The organism is Mucilaginibacter endophyticus (genome assembly GCF_003351025.1).
Lineage (GTDB): Bacteria > Bacteroidota > Bacteroidia > Sphingobacteriales > Sphingobacteriaceae > Mucilaginibacter > Mucilaginibacter endophyticus.
Map to the genome: position 1 here is coordinate 115312 of NZ_QPCG01000001.1, position 24044 is coordinate 139355.

20 protein-coding genes are annotated in these 24044 nt (G+C 42.9%); 15 read left to right on the forward strand and 5 right to left on the reverse strand.

What is annotated here, in order from left to right:
• Position 1: 1 nt before the first annotated feature.
• Entirely contained in the window at positions 2-553 is a 552-nt protein-coding gene (locus DUL71_RS00500; protein ID WP_114936275.1) for a WcaF family extracellular polysaccharide biosynthesis acetyltransferase, read from the reverse strand.
• A 355-nt stretch (positions 554-908) separates the two neighbouring features.
• Between DUL71_RS00500 and DUL71_RS00505 the strand changes: the two genes are divergently transcribed.
• Positions 909-2012, forward strand: coding sequence for an MraY family glycosyltransferase (locus DUL71_RS00505; protein ID WP_114936276.1), 1104 nt, complete (start codon positions 909-911; stop codon positions 2010-2012).
• Between the two features lie 91 nt (positions 2013-2103).
• Positions 2104-3111: a type I glyceraldehyde-3-phosphate dehydrogenase gene (gap, locus tag DUL71_RS00510; RefSeq protein WP_114936277.1), complete on the forward strand. Its 1008-nt coding sequence runs from the start codon at positions 2104-2106 to the stop codon at positions 3109-3111.
• A 15-nt stretch (positions 3112-3126) separates the two neighbouring features.
• On the opposite strand, the gene DUL71_RS00515 is transcribed toward gap, so the two are convergent.
• Positions 3127-3777, reverse strand: a complete 651-nt coding sequence (locus DUL71_RS00515; RefSeq protein ID WP_154402289.1) for a hypothetical protein — start codon at positions 3775-3777, stop codon at positions 3127-3129.
• A gap of 194 nt (positions 3778-3971) precedes the next feature.
• Between DUL71_RS00515 and DUL71_RS00520 the strand changes: the two genes are divergently transcribed.
• The 4 genes from DUL71_RS00520 to DUL71_RS00535 all read left to right on the forward strand — a co-directional run bounded on the left by DUL71_RS00520 (position 3972) and on the right by DUL71_RS00535 (position 8066).
• On the forward strand, positions 3972-4406 hold the full coding sequence (locus tag DUL71_RS00520) for a GNAT family N-acetyltransferase (protein WP_114937422.1): 435 nt from the start codon (positions 3972-3974) through the stop codon (positions 4404-4406).
• A 101-nt stretch (positions 4407-4507) separates the two neighbouring features.
• Complete coding sequence (locus DUL71_RS00525; protein WP_112575040.1) at positions 4508-5698, forward strand: phosphoglycerate kinase; 1191 nt, start codon at positions 4508-4510, stop codon at positions 5696-5698.
• A gap of 129 nt (positions 5699-5827) precedes the next feature.
• Entirely contained in the window at positions 5828-7543 is a 1716-nt protein-coding gene (locus DUL71_RS00530; protein WP_114936279.1) for a GMC oxidoreductase, read from the forward strand.
• Positions 7544-7631: 88 nt separating this feature from the next.
• On the forward strand, positions 7632-8066 hold the full coding sequence (locus DUL71_RS00535) for a GNAT family N-acetyltransferase (RefSeq protein ID WP_161964351.1): 435 nt from the start codon (positions 7632-7634) through the stop codon (positions 8064-8066).
• 130 nt (positions 8067-8196) lie between these two features.
• Here DUL71_RS00535 and DUL71_RS00540 read toward each other — a convergent pair whose 3' ends face one another.
• Positions 8197-9426, reverse strand: coding sequence for an endo-beta-N-acetylglucosaminidase H (locus tag DUL71_RS00540; RefSeq protein WP_208645461.1), 1230 nt, complete (start codon positions 9424-9426; stop codon positions 8197-8199).
• 390 nt (positions 9427-9816) lie between these two features.
• Here DUL71_RS00540 and DUL71_RS00545 point away from each other — a divergent pair, with 390 nt between their 5' ends.
• The 4 genes from DUL71_RS00545 to DUL71_RS00560 all read left to right on the forward strand — a co-directional run bounded on the left by DUL71_RS00545 (position 9817) and on the right by DUL71_RS00560 (position 16110).
• On the forward strand, positions 9817-11688 hold the full coding sequence (locus DUL71_RS00545) for a CocE/NonD family hydrolase (RefSeq protein WP_114936281.1): 1872 nt from the start codon (positions 9817-9819) through the stop codon (positions 11686-11688).
• 97 nt (positions 11689-11785) lie between these two features.
• Positions 11786-12211: a hypothetical protein gene (locus tag DUL71_RS00550; RefSeq protein WP_114936282.1), complete on the forward strand. Its 426-nt coding sequence runs from the start codon at positions 11786-11788 to the stop codon at positions 12209-12211.
• A 146-nt stretch (positions 12212-12357) separates the two neighbouring features.
• On the forward strand, positions 12358-14820 hold the full coding sequence (locus DUL71_RS00555) for a TonB-dependent receptor (RefSeq protein ID WP_114936283.1): 2463 nt from the start codon (positions 12358-12360) through the stop codon (positions 14818-14820).
• Positions 14821-14877: 57 nt separating this feature from the next.
• A complete protein-coding gene (locus DUL71_RS00560; RefSeq protein WP_114936284.1) occupies positions 14878-16110 on the forward strand; it encodes a PepSY-associated TM helix domain-containing protein in 1233 nt (410 codons plus the stop codon).
• A 280-nt stretch (positions 16111-16390) separates the two neighbouring features.
• Here DUL71_RS00560 and DUL71_RS00565 read toward each other — a convergent pair whose 3' ends face one another.
• Positions 16391-17698, reverse strand: coding sequence for an alkaline phosphatase family protein (locus tag DUL71_RS00565; RefSeq protein WP_114936285.1), 1308 nt, complete (start codon positions 17696-17698; stop codon positions 16391-16393).
• 110 nt (positions 17699-17808) lie between these two features.
• A complete protein-coding gene (locus DUL71_RS00570) occupies positions 17809-18420 on the reverse strand; it encodes a GNAT family N-acetyltransferase (protein WP_114936286.1) in 612 nt (203 codons plus the stop codon).
• 305 nt (positions 18421-18725) lie between these two features.
• Here DUL71_RS00570 and DUL71_RS00575 point away from each other — a divergent pair, with 305 nt between their 5' ends.
• The 5 genes from DUL71_RS00575 to DUL71_RS00595 are packed head-to-tail and all read left to right on the forward strand — an operon-like array spanning position 18726 to position 24039.
• Positions 18726-19187 carry a division/cell wall cluster transcriptional repressor MraZ gene (locus DUL71_RS00575; protein ID WP_091213347.1) on the forward strand — a complete coding sequence of 154 codons (462 nt, stop codon included), beginning with the start codon at positions 18726-18728 and terminating at the stop codon, positions 19185-19187.
• Positions 19184-20086, forward strand: a complete 903-nt coding sequence (gene rsmH, locus DUL71_RS00580; RefSeq protein WP_114936287.1) for a 16S rRNA (cytosine(1402)-N(4))-methyltransferase RsmH — start codon at positions 19184-19186, stop codon at positions 20084-20086. Before DUL71_RS00575 ends, rsmH begins: the two co-directional genes overlap by 4 nt.
• Entirely contained in the window at positions 20083-20493 is a 411-nt protein-coding gene (locus tag DUL71_RS00585; protein WP_114936288.1) for an FtsL-like putative cell division protein, read from the forward strand. The genes rsmH and DUL71_RS00585 overlap by 4 nt, the downstream gene beginning before the upstream one ends.
• Positions 20483-22582, forward strand: coding sequence for a penicillin-binding protein (locus DUL71_RS00590; protein WP_114936289.1), 2100 nt, complete (start codon positions 20483-20485; stop codon positions 22580-22582). Before DUL71_RS00585 ends, DUL71_RS00590 begins: the two co-directional genes overlap by 11 nt.
• Entirely contained in the window at positions 22579-24039 is a 1461-nt protein-coding gene (locus DUL71_RS00595) for a UDP-N-acetylmuramoyl-L-alanyl-D-glutamate--2,6-diaminopimelate ligase (protein ID WP_114936290.1), read from the forward strand. The genes DUL71_RS00590 and DUL71_RS00595 overlap by 4 nt, the downstream gene beginning before the upstream one ends.
• Positions 24040-24044: the final 5 nt, after the last annotated feature.

The window sequence follows — 24044 nt, forward strand, 5'->3', positions numbered from 1 at the left end:
GTTAACTGATTTCGCGTGTCCGGATCTTTATCGCGGGGTTACCCTGGTAAATACCGTACGCGTCAAGATTGTTTGTGGCGATGGAGCCACTGGTAAGTACCGCGTGCGATGCCGCTGTTATGCCCGGGTTTACCATGGCCCCGGCACAGATCCACACACCATCCTCCAAAATTATGCCTTTGGTTATCAAGTCAAAGGATTTTCTTTTGTAATTGTGGCTGCCGGTCAACAATATCGCCCCCTGCGACAAGCACACATTTGCCCCGATATCAATCAGCACCAGGCTATCTATCCATACGTTTTCGCCAACCCAGGTTTCATCGCCTATACGGAGGTTCCACGGATATTTGATATTTACGCAAGGTTTAATAGTAACGTGCTTACCTATCCGTGCTCCAAACAGTTTCAGGCAAAATACCTTAAATGCGCTTGAAGGTATAATGCTGGTTTTAAAAAATACAGCATTAAAATAATACCATAAAATACGTTTTAAAGCATTGCCGCCGGGATTATAAGGATAGTTATTATAGATTGAAAGGTCAGTTTTTAGCATCTGCGCCGGTAAGCTTATCGTACATTTAGTCCAAATATACAGGCTAAGCGCTATAATTTTGCAGGGAATAATATTAAAAGTGGTATGATGGCAATATGCTTTGTTAACAAATTCATAAAGGAATGCAGGTGGCGGGTTAGGTAATAAGAATTTAATGATTCATGTTGAGGGCTGATTATTGCTTTGAAAGCATTGCCCGGACGGTGTGCTTTACCATTTAGCTACAGTATTAAAGTTGTTACTGGAAAAATCTCAATTATTTTAATCATTAGTTAACCTTTTACGGCCATCTCCGTATAAATGCGTTGTAAACCCCTAAATGAATAGACCGGTCACTAAAACACATTTATAGCATATGCTTGAATTTCTACGCTCTTATCATTTTGTTTATAATGTGCTCATAGTCGTATTTTCAACACTGGTAACACTACTATGTATACCCTCAATTTTACATGTTGCGCGTGCCCGCCATTTGTATGATGATGTTGGCCATTTCAGGAAACAGCATGATCAGGGTATTCCGCGTTTGGGTGGTGTGGCTATTTTTGTGAGTTTTACCATTACCGCTTTACTGTTCAGCATCATTGATAAAGCGCTGCCGGTTAGTTACCTGCTAACCGCTTGTATCATTTTGTTTGCCATGGGATTAAAGGATGACCTATCGGGAGTTAATTCCAGTACAAAGTTCTTGATCCAGTTTGTAGTTGCCGCTATATTGGTTATTCCCGGAGATATCCGGATCAGCAGCATGTATGGCGTATTTGATATTTTTGCGCTGCCGTATATTCCGAGTGTTATATTATCAATATTGGTTATTATGCTTGTCATCAATTCATTTAACCTTATTGACGGTATTGACGGACTGGCTGCAACAACCGGCATTATTGCCAACAGTACTTTTGCTGCGCTGTTTATTTATATGCAACAGTACGAGCTGGCAGCAATTTCACTTGCTATGGTGGGGGCGGTACTTGGTTTTTTACGTTTTAATATTACACCCGCTAAAATATTTATGGGTGATACCGGGGCTTTGCTTATTGGCCTGGTAACGGCGGTAATGGCTATTAAGTTTATTGAGCTAAGTAAAACCTCAACAGTTAAATTACCTTTTATATATACCGCTCCGGCCTTAATTGTTGCTATACTTATAGGCCCTGTTTTTGACACCCTCAGGGTTTTTACTATCCGTATCTTAAACGGAAAATCGCCGTTTGATGCCGACAGGAACCATATCCATCACCGCATATTGAAAATAGGTTTAACACATTTGCAAACCACTATGGTTTTAGCGTGCCTGAACCTTGTTTCGATAGTAATGGTGTTAATTTTCAATGGTTTAAATAACTCCTTGCTTATTGTATTGATATTTTTATTATCGCTATCCTTTAACTGGGCGATCACCTATTTTATCCGTTTAAAAAGACGCGGGTTCCTGATGTTCCGCAATTTTGGCGATTGACAATCAATTGTAACCTGCAGGTAGTAATCATACAAACCAAGGAAATTAACCATCCATCTTCATTAACTTTGTTGCACTATAATACTTTGCAATGAAGATAGCTATAAACGGGTTTGGCCGCATTGGCCGCATATTTTTAAGGAACATTCTATCGCACCCTGAAATACAGGTGGTTGCTATAAATGACCTTACCGACACGCAAACTCTTGCCCATTTATTTAAGTACGATTCTGTTCACCGCGGATTCAAAGGCGAGGTGAACGCTGATGATAACGGCCTTATCATTAACGGTAGCCATATACAGGTACTTGCCGAACGGGACCCGCTTAACCTACCCTGGAAAGCGCTGGATATCGATCTTGTTATCGAATCAACCGGTAAATTTACTTCGAGAAAAGGCGCCGAGGCCCATTTAATCGCCGGGGCTCGGCAGGTTATCATATCTGCCCCTTCAACAGATAAAAATGTACCCACTGTTGTGCTTGCAGTGAATGACGGGCAGGTTGACCTTCAGTCGCCGATATTGTCAAACGCTTCATGTACAACCAACAATGTTGCCGCGATGGTGAAAATACTGGACGAAAACTGGGGTATTATTGATGGTTATATTACGACTGTGCATTCCATGACCGGTGATCAGAACCTGCATGACGCGCCGCATAAAGACTTGAGGCGGGCAAGGGCCGCATCTGCTTCTATCATACCTACAACCACAGGTGCTGCCAAAGCCATAACAGCTATATTTCCGCACTTAGATGGACGGCTGGGTGGTGCCGGCATTCGTGTACCGGTGCTTAACGGCTCTTTAACAGATTTTACCTGCAGCCTTAAAAAGCAGCCTACCATAAACGAAATTAACGGGGCTTTTAAACAGGCGGCCGATGGGCCAATGAAAAATGTGTTGGAATATACCGAAGATCCTATTGTATCAACAGATATACTGGATAATCCGCATAGCTGCATTTTTGATGCGCAACTAACTTCTATAGTAGGAGGGCTTGTAAAAGTTGTTGGCTGGTATGATAATGAAATGGGCTACAGCAGCCGATTGGCCGATCTGGTAGTTCAGATAGCCGAACTAAAAAAGCAGCCGGCCTAAGCCGGCTGTAGGCAATTATTTATTGTAAACTACTTTAGCGGTTGTAGATGTGGCGTCGGTGTTTTTGCCGTTCATATAATAATATGAAGAAAAGCCAATCACGTCAGTAGCTTGTTTCAGAATATCATTTTGAGCTTCAATAGCAAGGTCATGTTGTTTATAGGCTTTCGAAAATACTATTACCCTTTCTAATACCAGCTTGGTAAGCTTTTTACCATTTACAGTTGAGGTTGATGCCGACTTAATAGCTACGTTATTAAGGTTGTCGTCAAGATAGTTGGTTGCTACCTGGTTGTCTTTATTAATTGTAGTGAAGTTAAAATTGGCCAAACCCGATTTTGAAAAATCCTCTTTGAAATGTACTGCCGATGATTTTTGATAATCATCAGAGTTTAGGACCAAATTAACGGTTTCGGTGTAATTTAAATAAAGGATATCGTCGGTTACTTTGGTATTTACTATTTGGTCGGCTATATCAAGTTTTACAGCGCCTGCTGCCGGAACACTTGCGTCTGTATTTGAACCGGTGTTTGTACCTGAGTCTGAGCCGGTATTGGTGCCTGTATTTATACTCGTAGCACCTTTTGCTACTTCGGGCACTATATCAGTTTTTTTGCAGCTTGCGAAAACGGTGATAAGGAAAATGTAGGTAATATATTTTTTCATTTTTATTGTTAGTTTTTTCCTCATCAGAGGCAACAACTATGCCTTACTCCTGATTTGTTTAATAGTAAGTAATAAGCAAATCCTTTTAATTGAAGGTTGGTGTTAGTGGGCGAAGCAGCGAAATGTTAACCTGCAGTTATTATTTTTATGGGATAAAAATTCCCCATTCGGGGAATTTTGCCAATTTTGCGGCTATGGTCAGGTTTATTAAAGTTGATGAGTTGCTTCATGTACGCAACGAAGTGCTGCGTGAGGGCAGACTTACCCTTGATGAATGCCGTTTTCCGTCAGATAATACTGAAGGCAATTTTCACCTTGGTTATTTTGTTGATGATGAGCTGGCATGTGTGGCTTCTTTTCATCCCCAAAGCTATGGTGAATTTAATGGTATGGGTTACCAATTGCGTGGTATGGCAACCATTGAAAAATACAGAGGAAAAGGTTTCGGCAACCAGCTGGTTAACTTTGCCCTGGTATACCTGCGCGGGCAAAAGGCAGATTACCTGTGGTGCAACGCTCGTAAAAATGCTATCCGCTTTTATAGTGACCTTGGTTTTGAGATTGTTTCGCCCGAATTTGAGGTGCCGGGTATAGGGCCTCATCATGTAATGTATGTTAAAATAAGATGAAATTTCGGCGGAATGAAACAGCTTTTTTCCATTTTAGTTAAGTATTTTGAATTAAAATGCTCAATTTGCGCCCGTTCATAACAAATGACCCTTTAATAGATATGAAAACAATAGATCAAATTAGTTTTGCCGGCAAAAAAGCCCTCATCAGGGTTGATTTTAACGTGCCTCTTGACGAGAATTTCAATATTACCGACGATAACCGTATGACGGCAGCTTTGCCAACCATTAAAAAGATATTAAAAGATGGTGGTAAAGTTATCCTGATGTCGCACCTTGGCAGACCGAAAGATGGTCCTACTGATAAATATTCTTTAAAGCATATCGTATCTCATTTGTCAGATCTGCTTGGTCAGCAGGTTCAGTTTGCTGATGATTGCATCGGCGAGCAGGCTGTTGAAAAATCAAAAGCACTTGGTAACGGCGAGGTTTTATTGTTAGAAAACCTTCGTTTTTATAAAGAAGAAGAAAAAGGTGATGTTGCCTTTGCCGAAAAATTATCAAAATTAGGTGATATATACGTAAATGACGCGTTCGGCACTGCTCACCGCGCTCACGCTTCAACTGCCATCATTGCTCAGTTTTTCCCTGAGGCTAAATACTTCGGTTACCTGATGGCCGCTGAGCTGAACAATGCCGAAAAGATCCTGAACAACGCACCTAAGCCTTTCACTGCTATTATGGGTGGTTCAAAAGTATCTGATAAAATTGAACTGATTGAGCGTTTGCTTGATAAAGTTGATAACCTGATCATTGGTGGTGGTATGGCTTATACCTTTGCTAAAGCTGATGGTGGAAACATAGGTACTTCATTGGTTGAGATGGATAAACTTGACCTTGCATTAAGCTTAAGGCAAAAAGCTAAAGACAAAGGTGTGAACCTGTTGTTGCCTTTAGATAATATCATCGCCGATGCTTTTTCAAATGACGCCAACACAGATATTGCTAAAACCGGCGAAATAAAAGATAACTGGATGGGCCTTGATATCGGTCCTGAAACTGTTGCTTTATTCAGCAAGGTAGTTGAAGAATCAAAAACCATTTTATGGAACGGCCCGATGGGGGTTTTTGAAATGGAGAAATTTTTAGGCGGTACTAAAGCCATTGCCGAAGCCGTAGCTAAAGCTACTGAAAACGGTGCTTTCTCATTAATTGGTGGTGGTGACTCTGCCGCTGCGGTTGCTAAATTTGGCATGACCGATGAGGTAAGCTACGTGTCAACCGGTGGTGGTGCTTTATTGGAGTACATGGAAGGCAAAGAATTGCCTGGTGTAAAAGCAATAAACGACTAATACATACTAAAACGAACAAAAAAGGCTCCGTCACCGGAGCTTTTTTTGTTTACAGGTCATCAACTTATTCTTTATAATTATTTAACTTCAAATTGAGTTTTTCAATATTGTCTTAACCAATTATAAAGTATGGTCAACATTAACTCCGGAGGGACGGCTCAGCATACTTTTGATGCTATCGTTATCGGGTCGGGTATTAGTGGTGGATGGGCTGCTAAGGAGCTTTGCGAAAAAGGGTTAAAAACGCTGGTGCTGGAACGTGGCCGGAATGTTACGCATTTAAAGGACTATCCAACAGCTACTAAAAATCCCTGGGATTTCCCTCATCGCGGCCACTTACCTGAGGCGATAAAAAGCGAAAACCCAATAGCCGGAAAATGTTATGCTTTTAGCGAGGCCACAACTCATTTCTTTGTTAAAGATAAAGAGCATCCATATGTTCAGGAAAAACCCTTCGACTGGATCAGAGGGTACCAGGTGGGCGGGAAATCATTGCTGTGGGCCAGGCAAACCCAACGTTGGAGCAAGTTTGATTTTGAAGGTCCGGCAAGGGACGGATTTGCTACTGCCTGGCCTGTTAGTTACCAGGATATTGCACCATGGTATAGCCATGTAGAGCTATTTGCAGGTATTGCCGGCAACAAGGATGGCTTGGAAACACTGCCCGACGGAGAGTTTTTACCACCATGGGAAATGAATGTGGTTGAAAAACATATTCAAAAAAGGATCATGGACGCGTATAAAGACCGGCATGTTGTTATCGGAAGATGCGCCCATTTAACCAAGCCGCAGCCCATTCACTTACAACAAGGCCGGGGTCAATGCCAGGCCCGGAGTTTATGTGAGCGCGGTTGTCCGTTTGGCGGATATTTTAGCTCTAACTCTTCAACCTTGCCATGGGCTGCAAAAACCGGTAATCTTACACTCCGACCTGATTCTGTTGTGCATTCCATTATATATGATGAACAAAAGGGAAAGGCAACCGGCGTAAGGGTGATAGATGCACATACCAAAGTAGCAACCGAATATTATGCTCGCATCATTTTTGTAAATGCTGCTACCTTAAATTCCAATCTTATTTTACTGAACTCAAAATCATCCAGGTTTCCAAACGGATTGGGAAATGATAATGATTTGCTGGGCAGGTATATCGCCTTTCATAATTACCGAGGATCATTAACAGCAACTATCGACGGATACCTGGATACCTATTATTATGGCAGAAGGCCTGCCGCGGTTATGATGCCCAATTTCAGAAACGTTTATAAACAGGAAACCGACTTTTTAAGGGGGTATATGACGTTTTATACCGCCACAAGAAGTAGCTGGGGCCACGCGGTTGACGGCGATCAGATTGGAGCAAACTATAAAGAAAATATCGCCGAACCCGGAGGCTGGAACATATACATGATGATGCAGGGCGAAACTATTCCCAAAGCTGCGAATAGGGTGAGCCTGAGTAAAGACCAAAAGGATGAATGGGGGATACCATTATTATCCGTTTCGGTAGATTATGACGATAACGATGTGAAATCCATGAACGATTTTTTGCAGCAGGGAGCTGAGATGCTTGACAAGGCCGGTTGTAAAAATATAGCTCCTAATGATAGTAAACAGGCCCCTGGGCTGGATATTCACGAGATAGGGGGGATAAGGATGGGAGCCGATCCGCGGACATCATTGCTAAACAAATGGAACCAGCTGCATGCATGCCCGAATGTGTTTGTAACCGATGGCGCCTGTATGACATCTACCGGGACTCAAAACCCTTCGCTAACTTTCATGGCCCTCACAGCACGGGCCGCAAACTACGCGGCAGATGAATTGCGGAAAAACAATATATAGTTTTTTTGATAATTTGATATGTTGTAGGTTTATTAAAGAAGCAAAGCGTTTCGATCTTCGATAATTATAAATAGTATTTTCGCTGGTATTGAAATCAAATAATTTACATATCCGGCTATTTAATGAAGCAGATCGTGATAAGCTTAGAGAAATCTACTTGCTTTGCCGGATCCAGGTTTTTCATTGGGCGGATAGTGCCTTATTTACATTAAACGATTTTGATGCCCATACCAAGGACGAAGATATATGGATAGCCGAGTGCGATGATGAAATAGCAGGCTTTATGGCTGTTTGGTCACCTGATGCTTTTATTCATCATTTATATGTTGATGCTGCTCATAGGGGAAAAGGCGTTGGCAAGGCCCTGCTGGTTTTGGCAGCTCAAACTTATCCATCGCCGCTCAGTTTAAAATGCCTTGTTAAAAATGAGGCAGCATTACAATTCTACCGGGCTTTGGGATGGCAAGTTGTGGAAGAAGGTAGAGATACCTTAGGCGATTATTTTTTAATGAAAAGCATATAATAAAAGGGCGTTTTTAGATAGAAAAAGCCCTTTTATTATATGAACGGCTAATCGCTATTCGAAGTCTCTGACTTCGGATGACTATGCCTGTAGTCTAAGACTACAGCACTGGCTTTTGGTCCGCCTCCAATTATTGAATTTTAACAGAAGTTACCACATCATTAGCGTTAGGCGATAGTGTGGTGAAATTAGGTGTATTTGCGGTCCGTGTCCATGAAGTACCAGTCGAATTATCGTTCGAATACATCGTTACTGTCCAGCCGGTTGGTATTTTCATCGATGAAGCCCAGTTATCTACAAAGCCATAGGCCTGAAGTTGGGCAAGGGTATAGGTACCTTTAGGTATGGCGCTTGTAACTGTGCCCCCGTAATTGATGTCCTGGTAAAAAGTTACGCCTGTAGTACTTGTTCCTGTATATACTGTAGGCTTGCCGTACAGTGCGTTTGATACGCTTGACAGGTAAGTGTGCGAGTCGGCATTAGGAAGGTTGTAATACAGGTAAATACCATAGTTATTATTAACTGTTTGTGTAGCCAGTGATGCGGCAGTTGATGAGCTGGTGCTTTGAATGTCAATAGCGGCAGGGCCAAGGTTGGCGGCAGTTAATCCCGGAACGTTTGGAACTGAGTAGGTACCATAAATGGCGTTCCAGCTATAGTTTACCTGCGAGCCAACAGTTACACCATTATAGCTTAAACGTGAAGCTGCCGGGCCATAGTAATAAAAGGAAATTATTTTGGTAGGCATCAGGTTGCGAAGCGCGGTAACCAAATAAACAAATGAGCTTGCATTTGGCTGCCCGGTACCATTGGTGCCGTAATCGGCATATTCATCGTCAAAGTCGATACCATCAAGACCGTAGGTAGTAACCGCGTTGCTTAGTTGCTGAGCGAAATCATTTGCGGCGGCCTGAGTTGGAAAATTGGAAATACCTGCCCCCTGGTGGTTTCCCAAAATAGACAATAGTACTTTAATACCTTTAGCCTGTAAGCTTTGAATGTAAGTGGCTTTGTTGTTAAGCACATTGGTTACCTGCGGATTAAAGTACAAAACTGCCTTTTGAGTACCTGTATCATAATTGATATTGGCAGCGAATATGATAGCGATATCAAAAAGCTGCTGCCCGGTTGACAGGGTGTAGTTGCCCACATTACGAATGTCGTTGTTGTTAACTTCCACATAGCAAACACCTTTTGGCCCGGCTACACCAATGGCATTGGTGCTTAGTTTTGAAGAGCCACCGGCTGCGTCGGTTGGTAGCGCGGCTTTTTCCTTTTTACAGGCGGATGTGATAAGCATTACAATACCGAATAAGGCGGTTAACGTTTTTGCAAAGGGCAGATTAAGGTTTGTTCTCATAATTGTTGTGTTTGTTAAATTGTTTATAAAAGATAAATTGTTTTAGCATTTTGGTTCGCGTAACGTCAGCCCATAGCACGGCCATAGGGATTTACTATCTCTTAAAAAAGCTGTTTAAAATATTTAGGTTACCGCCGCGTTTTAGGTCCCCGCGTTGGTGTTATATCGGTTCAAGTGTATAGACCATTAAACGGGGGAAATTGCCTACAGGTTTTAATTATTATTTTATAAAAATTCAACCATAGTTAATAAAAGTATTTTTTACACTTATTTTTAACTTTAACAAAAACCTTTATTCTGTAACAAAAAAGCGGCTTTTATTAAATTAGGGTATCGCCTGTTGTCCTTTTTATTTTATTCGGCTACATTTGATTGACTGACAAAAAATTTATGAAGAAAACTTTACTGCTCGCTTTTTGCCTTTTGCTTTCCGCATTAGGTATTTACGCTCAGCCCAAAGGGCCCGATGCCGATTATATCAAAGCCAATTACCAGAAATACGAATACCAGATCCCGATGAGGGACGGTAAAAAACTATTTACCTCGGTATATGTGCCAAAAGATCAATCGAAAAAATACCCCTTCATGATGGACAGGACCCCATACAGTGTTGCGCCTTACGGCACAGAATTGTATAAAGGCAGCCTTGGCCCATCGCCTCTGTTTGCACACGATGGTTATATTTTTGTTTACCAGGATGTACGTGGCCGCTGGATGAGTGAGGGTATCTACGAAGAAATGACTCCTGAAAAGGAAGATCATAAAACCAATAAAGATGTTGATGAGGGTACAGATACCTATGATACTATCGACTGGTTGCTGAAAAACATCCCGAACAATAATGGTAAAGTAGGGGTATGGGGTATTTCGTATCCGGGTTTTTATACTACAACTGCTTTGTTAAGCCGTCACCCGGCTTTAGTGGCAGCGTCACCGCAGGCCCCGATTGCCGATTTGTACCGTGATGACGCGTTCCATAATGGCGCGTTTATGCTGGTTGCCAACTTTGGTTTTTATCCTGGCTTTACCAACAGACAGGATGATAAACCAACCCAGCGTCGCGGCAAAGGCTTTGATGCCGGTACTGAAGATGGCTATGACTTTTTTATGAAGATGGGTTCGATGAGAAACTCAAATGTTAAATATTATAAGGATACCATTCGCCTGTGGAACGAAATGCTTGATCACCCTAATTATGATCAGCATTGGAAAGATCGTAACGTGCTTTATCATCTGCATGACATCAAAACTGCGGTATTGGTAACCGGTGGCTGGTATGATGCCGAAGATTTATACGGCGCCATCAATACCTATAAAACATTGGTAAAAGAAAATCCTAAAACCCCGGTTTACTTTGCCATGGGGCCTTGGGTACACGGCGGCTGGGCGCGTGGCGAAGGCGATCATCTGGGCGATGTTGGCTTTGGCGGTTCTACCGGTCCGTTTTACCGTGAAAAAATTGAGTTCAACTTCTTTAGTCATTATTTAAAAGGCTCTGCTGATTTCGACCTGAAGCCGGTATCAACCTTTGAAACCGGTGTTAACGAGTGGAGAACTTATAACACCTGGCCGCCAAAAGAAGCTACCGAGAAAAACCTGTACCTGCTGCCGGGTGGCAAATTATCATTTACCGCACCAACTATTGTAGCCGATAGTCATGACGAATTTGTATCTGATCCTAATAAACCAGTGCCGTTTATCAACAGTATTGATATGGATATGAAGCGCGAATACATGACTGCTGATCAGCGGTTTGCATCACAGCGTCCGGATGTGCTCACTTATGAAACCGGTTTGTTAGATAAGGATGTAACTATTGCAGGTAATATCTGGGCTAATCTTAAAGTTTCAACTACAGGTACCGATGCCGACTGGGTAGTTAAGGTGATTGACGTTTATCCTGACTCTACCAAAAATACCAAATGGGCTGGTAAAGATGTTTACCTGAGCGGTTATCAGCAAATGGTACGCAGCGAAGCTATGCGCGGTAAATTTCGTAATGGTTTTGATAAACCTGAGCCTTTTGTGCCCGGTAAAATAACGCCGGTAAACTTTGAGCTGCAGGATGTGCTGCACACTTTCAAAAAAGGCCACAAAATCATGGTGCAGGTACAAAGCACCTGGTTCCCGCTTATCGACAGGAACACGCAGCAGTTTCAGGATATCATGAAAGCAAAAGATACAGACTTTAAAAAAGCCACGCATAAGGTTTATACTTCAAAAACAAACCCGAGCTATTTAAAGGTTAGGGTTATTGAATAAAATACTGCAATGTAAGCGTAACAGCCTCATGTATTTACATGGGGCTGTTACGTTTTACACCATAGCGCCGTAAAGGTTATTAGTTAAACCTATAACCATGTACAAATACATTATCTTTTTTATGGTAGCGGCAGTCTTATCAGGCTGTAAAAAACATAACCAGCAAGCGGGCTGCCCAAGCCAGGTCTGCACGCAGGAATTTGCTTCAATAACCGTGCACTTTGTTACCAAAGATGGCCTGCCTACACCAGGGAAAAATGTAACTGTGATAAATTTACGAACTCACGAGGCTATAATTGCCAAAGGTAACGGTGGCGCTGTTGTGCCATCTATCGGTCCTAACTTATTTACTATTGCTACTGATAATAATAAAAGTGAATTTTCGACTGAAGGCGATGATGTGGAACTTACTGCAACTGACGTAGTAACCAATATCACCAAGACCGCCACATTTAAAATTTCGGGTGGCTGTAATTGTCATATCTCTAAAGTATCCGGACCGGATAAAATAGTTTTCAATTAATAAGTTATTTATTCAACAGAAGGCTGCACGATCATCAACAGTGCAGCCTTTTTGCATTTACGGTTATTTAAACTAATTATAAATAAAACTTGCAGAGAGGAAGTCTTTTTATATTTTTGCGCTTAATTAGACTTAATCTAAATAGAATGTTAAATAACCTTTACTACTCCCTGCGCACAATCCCTTTTTTAATTTTATTCCTGTTTTTAAATGTATCGATCCTGAAAGCTGAAGACGAAGGCAATAACGGCAAAATAACCGGTGTTGTTAAAACCAGCGATGATAAACCGGCTTCATTTGTAAATGTTGCCATTAAAGGATTAAACAAAAGTACTACCACAACCGATAACGGATCGTTTGCCTTTCATAACGTTAAACCTGGCACTTATATCCTGGTTACTTCATATGTAGGCACCAAAACCGAAGAACAAACCGTAACAGTTACCGCAAATAAAACTACTGTGGTATCTTTTAAACTTAATGAAAGTTCGGCCCAGTTAGATGAGGTTGTGGTTTCATCAACCAAAACCATCAACCGTAAAAAACTAAACATCGGCAAAATGAACGTATCGCCAATGGATCTGCCTCAAAGCGTTACCGTAATAGGCCGCGATGTGCTTGATCAGCAACAGTCATTACGTTTGAGCGATGTTATTAAAAACGTTAACGGCGTATACCTGTATAGCAGCCGTGGTAATACCCAGGAAACTTTTGGCGCCCGCGGTTACAACTTCGGAAGCAACAACATGTTCAAAAACGGTTTCAGGGTTAACTCTGGCGTTGTGCCTGAGATCAGCTCACTGGAGCGTGTAGAAGTATTGAAAGGTAGCGCTGCATTACTATACGGAAACGTTGCACCCGGAGGTATCCTGAATATGGTAACCAAAAAGCCTTTGTTTGAGCGGGGCGGCCAGGTATCCATGACCTATGGTAGCTATGATCTTTACCGCCCATCGTTTGATGTTTACGGTCCTATATCTTCCAAATTAGCTTATCGAGTAAACGGTACTTATGAAAATGCTAAAAGCTACCGCGATAACGTAAAATCAGAAAGGGAATATATTAACCCGTCATTCCTGTATAAAATAAGCGATAAAACAACTTTGATTGTTGAGGGCGATTATCTTAACTATGATTTTACCCCCGATTTCGGAACCGGACAAATCAACAATGTCATTGCCAAAGTTCCGCGTAACAGGTATTTGGGTGCCTCATGGTCAACCGGTAATACCAAACAAACTACAGCTACTGCAACTATTAACCATCAGCTCAATAGCCTTTGGCAGTTAAGCGGTGGTTTTTCATACCAGCATTTTAACCGCCAATACCAAACAACCGAGCGTGTATTGCCAGATGCCAATGGCGATTGGGGCCGTACCCTAAACAGGGCTAAAACGCTTGAAGATTATTATACAGGACAATTCAATATTACCGGCCAGTTTAACACAGGTGCTATAAAACACAATATTTTAGCCGGTGTTGATGCCGATTGGTATCGTAATAATGCTTATACCTATGTTGCTACTGTAAATAAAGTATCAAGCTATCTTGATCAAAATAATGCGCCACAAAACGCAATTTATGACAAGATCAACATCTTTGACCTTGATAAATACACGCTTCGCACTGATAAACCACAGATGAATCCGTTTTATAGCATTTTGACGCCGACCAATCGTTTTGGCGCTTATGCCAATGACCTGATCAGTTTATCTGAAAAAGTTAAAGTACTTGCCGGTATCCGTTGGTCATATCAATATGTATCACCTACATCAGTTAGCAATTATAATACACTTGCTACCGCAACTCAGGCGGCCGGTAAAGAAGATAAAGCATTTTCACCGCGTGTGGGCGTAGTTTATAAGCCAATAGCTAATACCGCCCTGTTTGCAAGCTACTCTAATTCATTTGTAACCAATACCGGTACTGATATAACTAACAAGCCGCTCGATCCTTCAATGATCGACCAGTATGAAGTTGGTGTTAAAAATGATTTCCTGAACGGTAACCTGTCAGTAAACGTAACAGCCTACCGTATTAAAAATAATAACCTGGCCCAAACAGCACCATTTGCTGCTGATGGGGTTACACCTAACATCAACACCAACATTAAAGTACTAAGTGGTGAAACAAGAAGCGATGGTGTGGAGCTTGATATCGCCGGTCACCCGGTAAAAGGTTTGGATGTATTGGCAGGTTATAGCTATATCAATGCCAAATACACTAAAACAGGTACTGCAGTTGGCAGCAACATTGCAGGACAGCCATTATTAAATACACCAAAGCATACCGCCAACACCAGCGTATTTTATACCTTTTATAACGGCGATTTAAAAGGCTTTAAAGTAGGCGCATCTGTTTACTACCTGGGAGATCGTGTTGCGGGTAATGCCAATACAGTAGGTCAAACCCAAACTATATCGAGGTTAGTTAATGTATCGGGCTTTACCACGGTTGATGCTTCGGTAGGTTATACTTATAAAAAGATCTCGATTATTGGTAAGATCTCAAATATTGGCAACGTGCTTAATTACAATGTGCACGAAAACTATAGTATTAACCCTATACCGCCAAGACAGTTCTTAACTACATTAAGTTATCGATTCTAATTAATTGAATTTAACCGGGCATGGGAACATGCCCGGTTTTTATGCTTATAAAAACTGATGAAAGTATTTTTCCGCACCATCCACCTCTACTTAAGCCTTGCGGCAGGAGTAATCATTTTTTGCTCGTGCTTAACCGGTACCATGCTGGTTTTTGAAAAGGAAATTCAGCAGGCACTTAATCCGCAGCGGTATTTTGTAAAACCCCAGGATAAAAGGCTGCCGATATCTGCGCTGACTGCAGGCGTTTTAAAGCAGATTCCCAAATCAAAACTGGCAACTGTCACTGTTTATGAGGATCCTGAGCGTACTGTAGAGGTGGCCCTTATTGTACCTGAAAAGAAGGATAAGAAAGCGGCTGGTGTTCCTAAGACTGAGAAACATGCTGGCACGCATACCAAAAAGGATACTAAGCTAAAAGATGCGGAACGCTCGAATCTTACCGCATTTGTAAACCCATATACCGGACAAGTAGTTGATCAGTTTAACCGCAGGCAAACTTTTCTGTATTCGGTAGAGATGTTTCACCGCTATTTACTGGGCGGCAAAAATAGCCTGGGCGATTGGGTGATTAGTCTCTCAACCTTGTTTTTCCTGGTGATTTTGATAACCGGTGTAATACTTTGGTGGCCTAAAACCAAGGTTATTATGAAGCAGCGTCTTAAAATAAAATGGGGCGGCAGCGGAAAGCGTTTAACACACGATCTGCATATCGTTACCGGTTTTTATACTTCTATATTTTTGATCATCATTTCGGCCTCCGGCTTGGTCATGACCTTTAAATGGGCAAACAGTACTTTGTTTTTCCTTACCAATTCAAAAGTTGTTGCCAAAGAAGATATCAAAACCCCGCTTTCAGTCTATCAGTCGGGCGTTACTGCTATTTCACCTGAAGCTGCTATTGGCGCTTTAGGTAGTAAAATAACCGATGCCGAAAATTTCACTATCCGTTATCCAAAGGATACCACATCGGTTTACACTTTTAATGTGCTCAAAAAAGGTTCAGTTGAACTTGCTACGGATACTTATTATATTGATCAATACAGCGGCAAAATAGCAGGCTCAGCTTTATATACTGATAAAAGCCTTGGCCAGCGCATTAGAGGGGTTATCAAACCCATTCATACAGGTTCTATTTATGGCTGGCCTACCCAGGTTTTAGCCTTTTTGATCACCCTGGTTTCACTCATTTTCCCGGTAACCGGTGTAATGATGTGGCTTAATCGTACGAGCAAGAAAAAGAAAAAACAGGTTCGCGGCAGGTCGAAGGTATTGCCTGTTGAGGTTGCTTAAGTAAGAAAACGTAAGCATATAATAAAGTCACGTCATTGCGAGGTACGAAGCAATCCCCAACTATGCAGGGTGGCTAATCACTAAAACGCGATGTCATTTCGAACGAACCCCGCGGTGGCAATTGTGCGCAAGGGGAAAGGAGAAATCTTATACGCCCTGCATATTTCGCTGACATGATGTATAAGATTTCTCTTTCGCCCCAACGCTCATTCTGCCCGTGCTCTATCGAAATGACATTTTTTTTAAGGTATAGGTATCTTTTAACTTTTTCCGCAACCACTTACTTTAACAACCCTGCCGGAATTTTCCCATCCACTTTTGGAAATGGAATACCCAGGAGTTTAACCATAATCGGCGTCATATCGCGCAGGTTCATTTCTTCTATCACAGCGCCTTTACGAATGCCCGGGCCATAAGCAATAAGGCCGGTACGGATATTTTTGGTGTCGGGAAAATGGCCGTGTGTGCCACCTTTGCCAGGCTTTACAGCATTGCCCGTATTGGCAGCGCTGAACGATGCGTCATGTTCTCCGGTAATAGCAAACGCTACATTCGGGTTATAGCCGCCTTTATTTAATTGTTCCCTGCTTATGATGCGGTAATATTGTTTCACGCTATCAGGCTGTGCTTCCAGTATTGTTTTTACTTTATTAGCTGTAGCTTTATCAGAGGGATCTTTCAGGTACAGGTACGCAGATCCGCCAACTGCATTAAATTGGGCTTTCCAGTCGCCGGTTTTCAGGTCGGTAATTAATCCGGCTTCTCTTAGCCACACATTAGGCGAAATCGTTTTCTTTACATCATAAAAACCATGGTCGCCACCAATCAGTAATACGGTGCTTTCCCATATACCTGCAGATTTCAAAGCATCAATGATAATGCCCACCGCAGCATCCGCGTCAGCAACGGCTTCCTGTACCCGTGCCCCGGAACGTCCTTCGGCATGCTCGGCGCCATCAACAGAAAATACGTGAATGGTCATCAATTCGGGCTTGCTTTTTTTGATCACGTACGCGGCAATTTTGGCAATGTTCTGATTTTTTCCTGCATCAATCTTGTCCACGCCGCCAAACACTTCTTTTTTTACTTCGGCATAAAAACCCTGCGGTAAAGAATACTGCTCACGGATGCCATCGCCCAGGCCACCTATGTCGGGAATGTTATAATCGACAGGAGCATTGACAGATACCGGCCAGTAAAGTGAGGCAACGGTCATGCCTTTATCTTTTGCCGCCTTCCAGATGGTGGGCGCGTGGATAGAGCTATCCTGCCAGTAAGGCTGTTGCGGTGCTCCGTCGGGAGTAAATATGTTGTTGTAAAATATATCGTGCTTAGCGGGTTGAACGCCGGTAACTATGGTAGTATGCGAAGGATAGGTCATAGATGGGAACACGCTGTTCACGCCTTTGGCGTAAGCGCCCTCTTTCATCAGCGCGTGAAGGTTAGGTGTTTGCCATTCGCTGTCAAGATAAAAATCCGGGCGAAACCCGTCGATGGTTACGAAGATAACGTGTTTGGCAGTTTGTGCCATCATTTGTCCTGTTGTAATAAACAGGGCGAGTAATGCTAAGGATAATTGCTTTTTCATGGTAGGTATGTAGAGTTTCCGGGGAGTTAAAAGCTTTTAGCAACCGGAATGAAACGGCGGTAAAAGTGCTCCTAATTTTGTTAACTCCCTGTGAAGTTATAGTTACGTAATCAGCCTAACGGCTCCCTGACCATGATCCAGTAAGGGCAGCCGGTAAGCGGCTCAAGCACTTCCTTTGTTGTTTTATATCCCATCCGCTCATAAAACCTGATGTTACGCGGGGTGAAAGTTTCGAGGAAGGTCGGTATCCTGTTTTTGTCTGTTTCGTTAAGTACTTCCGTTAACAGGCCAGCGCCCAGTCCTTTGCCCTGGTAATCGGGCTTGATCCCCGCAATTGACAAATACCAAGCATCCTGCAGTGTTACGTCAAGCTGTTCGCTCATAAACGAAACAATGGTTTGGTATGCATTGAGCGATGCTTCGCCCATGTAGGTTTTTATAAAATCTTTCTTTAACAGGCTTTTTTCGTTATCTGTAGCTTCGTCTAAAGGTTTACTCCAAATGGCTGCACCGTAAGATGAATCTCCGGCAATGGTTAACCGGCCGTACTTTTCAGCTTCTGTCATGGAATAATCCATGTATCTCATCAATATTTCCTGCTTTTCCTGCTCGCTGCCGGTAATATCGCGTAACAATTCTATGTAAAAAGGGTCGGGGATGAGGGCTTCGTATAGGGCCGAAGCCAGGTCCTGGTATTTATAGATATACATGTATTTTGTCATATTCAACGGCTTAATATACAAAATATTAGTCCGGCAGGCTCAGGCAAGCAGTTGTGGTTTGCCGGTGTTATGCTTTCGCGATAATTGGTTTTTTCTCCCACTTTTTAATTGCTTGTAAGTTATAGCTGTGTGGTGTGGTAACTGCTTGTTTATTAGTGTTTTTTGTGGTTGGTCGGAATTCGAAAAAACTTTAAAAAACATAAAACAGAGCCACCTAAAAATTGTTGAAAACTTTTAGTGGGGGAAAGTGGTAGAAAGTGGTAAAAGTATTTACTTTTACGTTACAAAATTGCCCAAGTCATACAATGTCGTTTTTAACCGGTGAATTTGAGTGTAAGCTTGATCCTAAATTTAGGATGATGATCCCGGCTGGCCTTAAAAAAAAGCTTCCTGAACTGGAATCTGAAGGCCTGGTGATCAATCGCGGGTTCGAAAAGTACCTTGTCATATACACTAAAAAGGAATGGGATAAACGACTTGAAGATTTGAGCAAACTTAATGAATACGAAGAGGATAATATAGCCTTTATACGATATTTTACCCGTGGTGCCACCGAGCTTATGCCTGATGCTGCCGGTAGGGTATTGTTGCCGAAATTCCTGTTGGAATATGCGGGTATAAAAGGTGACGTTGTGCTGGCTTGCCAGTTAAATAAAATTGAGGTTTGGGATGCCGAAGCGCACCGCAAACTGATGGATGATGAGCCAAAAAGCTTTAGCGCGCTGGCTAAAAAAGTAATGGGCGGTAAAAATAAGGAGCAGGAATGAGTGAGTACCATGTACCGGTAATGCTGAAGGAGTGTATTGATGGGCTGAATATTGATCCGGACGGTACTTATGTGGATGTGACTTTTGGAGGTGGCGGGCATTCGCGCGAGATATTAAAACACCTGGGGCCAAAAGGCAGGCTGATCGCTTTTGATCAGGATGCTGATGCGCAGCGGAATATTATTGATGATGAGCGTTTTGTTTTTGTAGATCAGAATTTCAGGTATCTCAAAAATTTTTGCCGTTTACATGGTGCTATCCCTGTAAATGGTATCCTGGCTGATCTGGGTGTTTCATCGCACCAGTTTGATGAGGCCGATCGCGGGTTTTCCATCCGGTTTGATGCCGAGTTGGATATGCGCATGAACCAGTTGGGCGAGCTGACTGCTAAGGATGTGGTAAATAATTATTCGGTTGCCGACCTGCACCGGATTTTTGGCATTTACGGAGAAATTCAAAATGCTAAATCATTGGCCGAAACCATTGCTACTGCAAGGTTAAACGTGCCGATAGTTACCATTGCCGATCTGAAAAATGTGATCAGTAACCGCATCCCAAAAGGAAAAGAAAATAAATACCTGGCACAAGTGTTCCAGGCATTAAGGATAGAGGTTAACCAGGAGCTGGAAGCATTGAAGGATTTTTTAATGCAATCGGCAGATGTTTTGGCGGTTGGCGGCAGGCTGGTAGTGATGTCATACCACTCGCTGGAAGACAGGCTGGTAAAAAACTTCATAGCCAAAGGCAAGTTCAGTGGCGAGGTGGAGAAAGACCTTTATGGAAACGATAATAAACCGCTTGATGCTGTAAGCCGCGGGGCTATAACGGCATCGGCAGAGGAGATAATCAAAAATAACAGGGCACGGAGCGCTAAATTAAGAATAGCTGTAAAAAAATGACCAATCGTTTACGTACAGAAATTCAGGAAGAAGAGGAAGTAGAAGAAGTTGTTGAAGAAAGGCGACCTGCAAGGGAACTGCCCGATAACTTTTTTACTCAGCTTTTCACCAAAGGCTTTCTTACAACCGAGAAGGCTACCAATGCTTTGCCCTTTGTTTTGTTTTTAGCCTTTTTAGGTATGGTGTACATTGGTAATATGCACTATGCCGAAAAATCGGTACGCGAAATTGACGCGCTTACCAAAGAGGTTAAAGAGCTGGGCTGGGATTATAAATCGACCAAGGCTGATATGGCATTCAAAAGCACGCTGACCGAAGTGGCCAAGCGTGCAGATACATTGGGTTTGAGTCAGTCGGTTGATCCGCCGGGAAAAATAACAGTGAAGGAGGTGGTAGATGGGAATTAGGACTAACATACTGGCCAGGGTTTATTTAGCCTTTGGTCTTGTTTTGCTTTTGGCCATTGCCGTTGTTGTGCAGCTTTGCCGCCTGCAATATGTTCAGGGCGACAAGTGGAAAGCTATGGCTGCCGATCTTTCTGCTCAATATCAAACTGTTGAAGCGGCAAGGGGCAATATTTTTTCTGTTGATGGAAGTCTGCTGGCTACTTCGGTGCCGGAGTACGAGTTGCACATGGATATGCTGGCCGGTGGTATTGCATCGGATACGGCATTTAATAATAATATCGACCTGCTGGCTGCAAAGCTGTCAGGTATGTTTGGTGATAGGTCTGCAAGGGATTATTCGCGCGTATTGCGCGAGGCCCGCAGGGATAGCTCACGTTATGTGTTGATCAGGCGTAAGGTATCGTACCAGGATTTGAAAAAGATCCGCCAGTTCCCGGTGTTTAACATGGGTAAGTACAAAGGCGGATTGATCGTTATTCAGAAAAATAAAAGGATCTTGCCATTCCAGTCGCTGGCGGCACGTACCATCGGTTACAAAAACGAAAATGTGAAGAACCCGGTTGGTTTGGAAGGTGCTTATGCCTCATATATCAACGGTGAAAGCGGCAGGCGTTTAATGCAACGGATTCCGGGCGGTATCTGGATGCCGGTTGATGACGATGATGAAATAGCACCTAAAGATGGTGCTGATATCATTTCAACTATCAACGTAAATTTCCAGGATGTGGCGCAGGATGCATTGAAGAAACAGCTGGTTAAAAGCGCTGCCGATCATGGTTGTGTGGTGCTGATGGAGGTATCAACAGGAGAGATCAGGGCGATTGCCAATTACACACGCACTAAAGATGGTGATTACAAGGAGCAGATGAACTATGCTATCAGTAACGCCATCGATCCGGGGTCAACCTTTAAGCTGGCATCGTACATGACCATGCTCGATCAGCATAAGATTGATACCAGCACCATAGTTAATGCCGAGGGCGGTAAATATAAGTTCCCGAAAGGGCCAACCATTACCGATACCGAACATGATAATTATGAAATGTCGGTTAGGCGGGCTTTTGAAGAGTCATCAAACGTGGCTGCAGCAAAATTGGTTGATAAGTTTTACCATAATAACCCATGGCAGTACATCAATAAGCTGTACAGCTATCATCTGAATGAAAAGCTTGGGCTTCAAATTCAGGGCGAAGGCAGGCCGGTAATTAAAAATCCATCAAACCGCAGCTGGAACAAAAACTACAGCTTGCCTGAGATGGCTTACGGTTACGAAATGAATATTACGCCGCTTCAAATGCTGGCTTATTATAACTCGGTTGCTAACAACGGTAAAATGATTGCCCCGCTGCTGGTTCGCGAAATCAGGAGATTGGGCAATCCAATTGAGCAGTTTCAGGCAAGGGTAATTGCCGAGCAGGTTTGCTCAGAGGCTACTTTGGGTAAAGTAAGGGGTATGCTTGAAGGGGTGGTAATGAATGGTACTGGTAAAAATGTGATTAAAAACAAGCTTTACAGCGTGGCCGGCAAAACCGGAACAGCGCAGGTGGCCAACGGAACCAAAGGTTATAAGGATAAAAAATACCAGGCTTCGTTTTGCGGTTATTTCCCTGCCGATCATCCTAAGTATTCGATGATTGTGGTGATTAATAACCCAACGCAGGGCGATTACCTGGCGGCGAAAGTTGCTGGTCCGGTGTTTAGGGAAGTGGCAGATAGGGTTTATGCCAATGACCTGGATATTAACCAGAATTCGCAAACTCATTATGTAGGCAATACAGTGTTGCCGCAGGTGAAACAAGGTAATATGAAAGCCCTGAAAAAAGTTTATTCAAAACTGGGCGTTAAACCTTTGTATGCATCAGCCAATAGTTCGGTTGATACAAGCAATGGAATTCCGTTTGAGGAAGTAAAATATAAAAATGGTACTGTGCCGGCGGTAACGGGCATGGGGCTTAGCGATGCGTTGTACGTAATGGGTAACGCGGGTTATAAGGTAACTGTACGCGGAAGCGGTGTAGTTGCCAATCAATCGGTTACCGGTGGAAGTGTTATACCAAAAGGATCACGAATTTTATTAGAGCTGCAATGAGGTATTTAAGCGATGTAATTGATGGACTGGCCTTCACTGAGTTGCAGGGAAGCGCCGATGTGGAGATCACAGCGATTGCTTTTGATTCAAGAAAAGTAATCCCGGGGGCGATGTTTGTTGCTGTTAAAGGTACTGTTGTTGATGGGCACGATTATATCGATCAGGCCATTAAAAAAGGTGCTGTAGCGGTAATTTGCGAAGACCTGCCTGCTCATACCACCGGCGAGGTTGATTTCCTGATGGTGGCCGATTCGGCTGTGGCTTTGGCTATTGTAGCTGCTAACTTTTACGATAATCCATCGGCTAAATTAAAATTGGTTGGGGTAACAGGCACTAATGGCAAAACCACTATCGCTACGTTACTTTACCAGTTGTTCCGCGATTTGGGTTATAAATGCGGTTTACTATCAACTGTTGAAAACCAGATCAACGGCAAGGTGATCCCATCAACCCATACCACTCCCGATCCGGTAGAGCTAAACAGTTTGCTGGCCGAAATGGTGGACAGCGGTTGCGATTATTGCTTTATGGAGGTAAGCTCGCACGCAATTTCACAAAAACGAATAGAAAGTTTGGTTTTTGCAGGAGGTGTGTTCACCAACTTAACACACGACCATTTAGATTATCATAAAACCTTCCTGAGGTATTTGAATGCCAAAAAGGAATTTTTTGACGGCTTGCCGAAAGAGGCTTTCGCACTTACCAACAGCGATGATAAGAATGGTAATGTAATGCTGCAAAATACGGCGGCGCACAAAAAAAGCTATGGCCTTAAAACCATGGCCGATTATAAGGCACGCATCCTTGAAAATCAATTCAGCGGTTTGCTGCTGCAAATTGATGGCGAGGAAGTATGGTTTAAAATGGTGGGTACATTCAATGCTTACAACTTGTTAGGAGTTTACGCTACCGCGATGCTGCTTGAACAGGATAAAGCCAAAGTGCTTACCAGCTTAAGCAAACTGACCGGCGCCGAAGGCCGATTTGAATATATTACCGCTCCTAACAAAGTGGTGGGTATAGTTGATTATGCCCACACGCCGGATGCTGTTCAAAACGTGCTGAGCACCATTCATGATATCCGTAAGGGTAATGAGAAAGTGATCACAGTAATTGGCTGCGGCGGCGATAGGGATAAAACCAAACGCCCTATCATGGCTAAAACCGCCTGTGAATGGAGCGATAAGGTAATCCTGACTTCAGATAATCCGCGTACCGAGGATCCTGCGCAGATCATCAAAGAAATGGAAGAGGGTGTTGACCCGGCATTTAAAAGGCATACGGTTAGCATCATCGACAGGCATGAAGCAATCAAGACTGCCTGTATGTTGGCCAACCCCGGTGATATTATCCTGGTAGCGGGTAAAGGGCACGAAAAGTACCAGGAAATAAACGGAGTGAAAAACCACTTCGATGATATGGAAGAATTGGAGAACCGGTTTAAAGATTTGGTGTAAGAAGA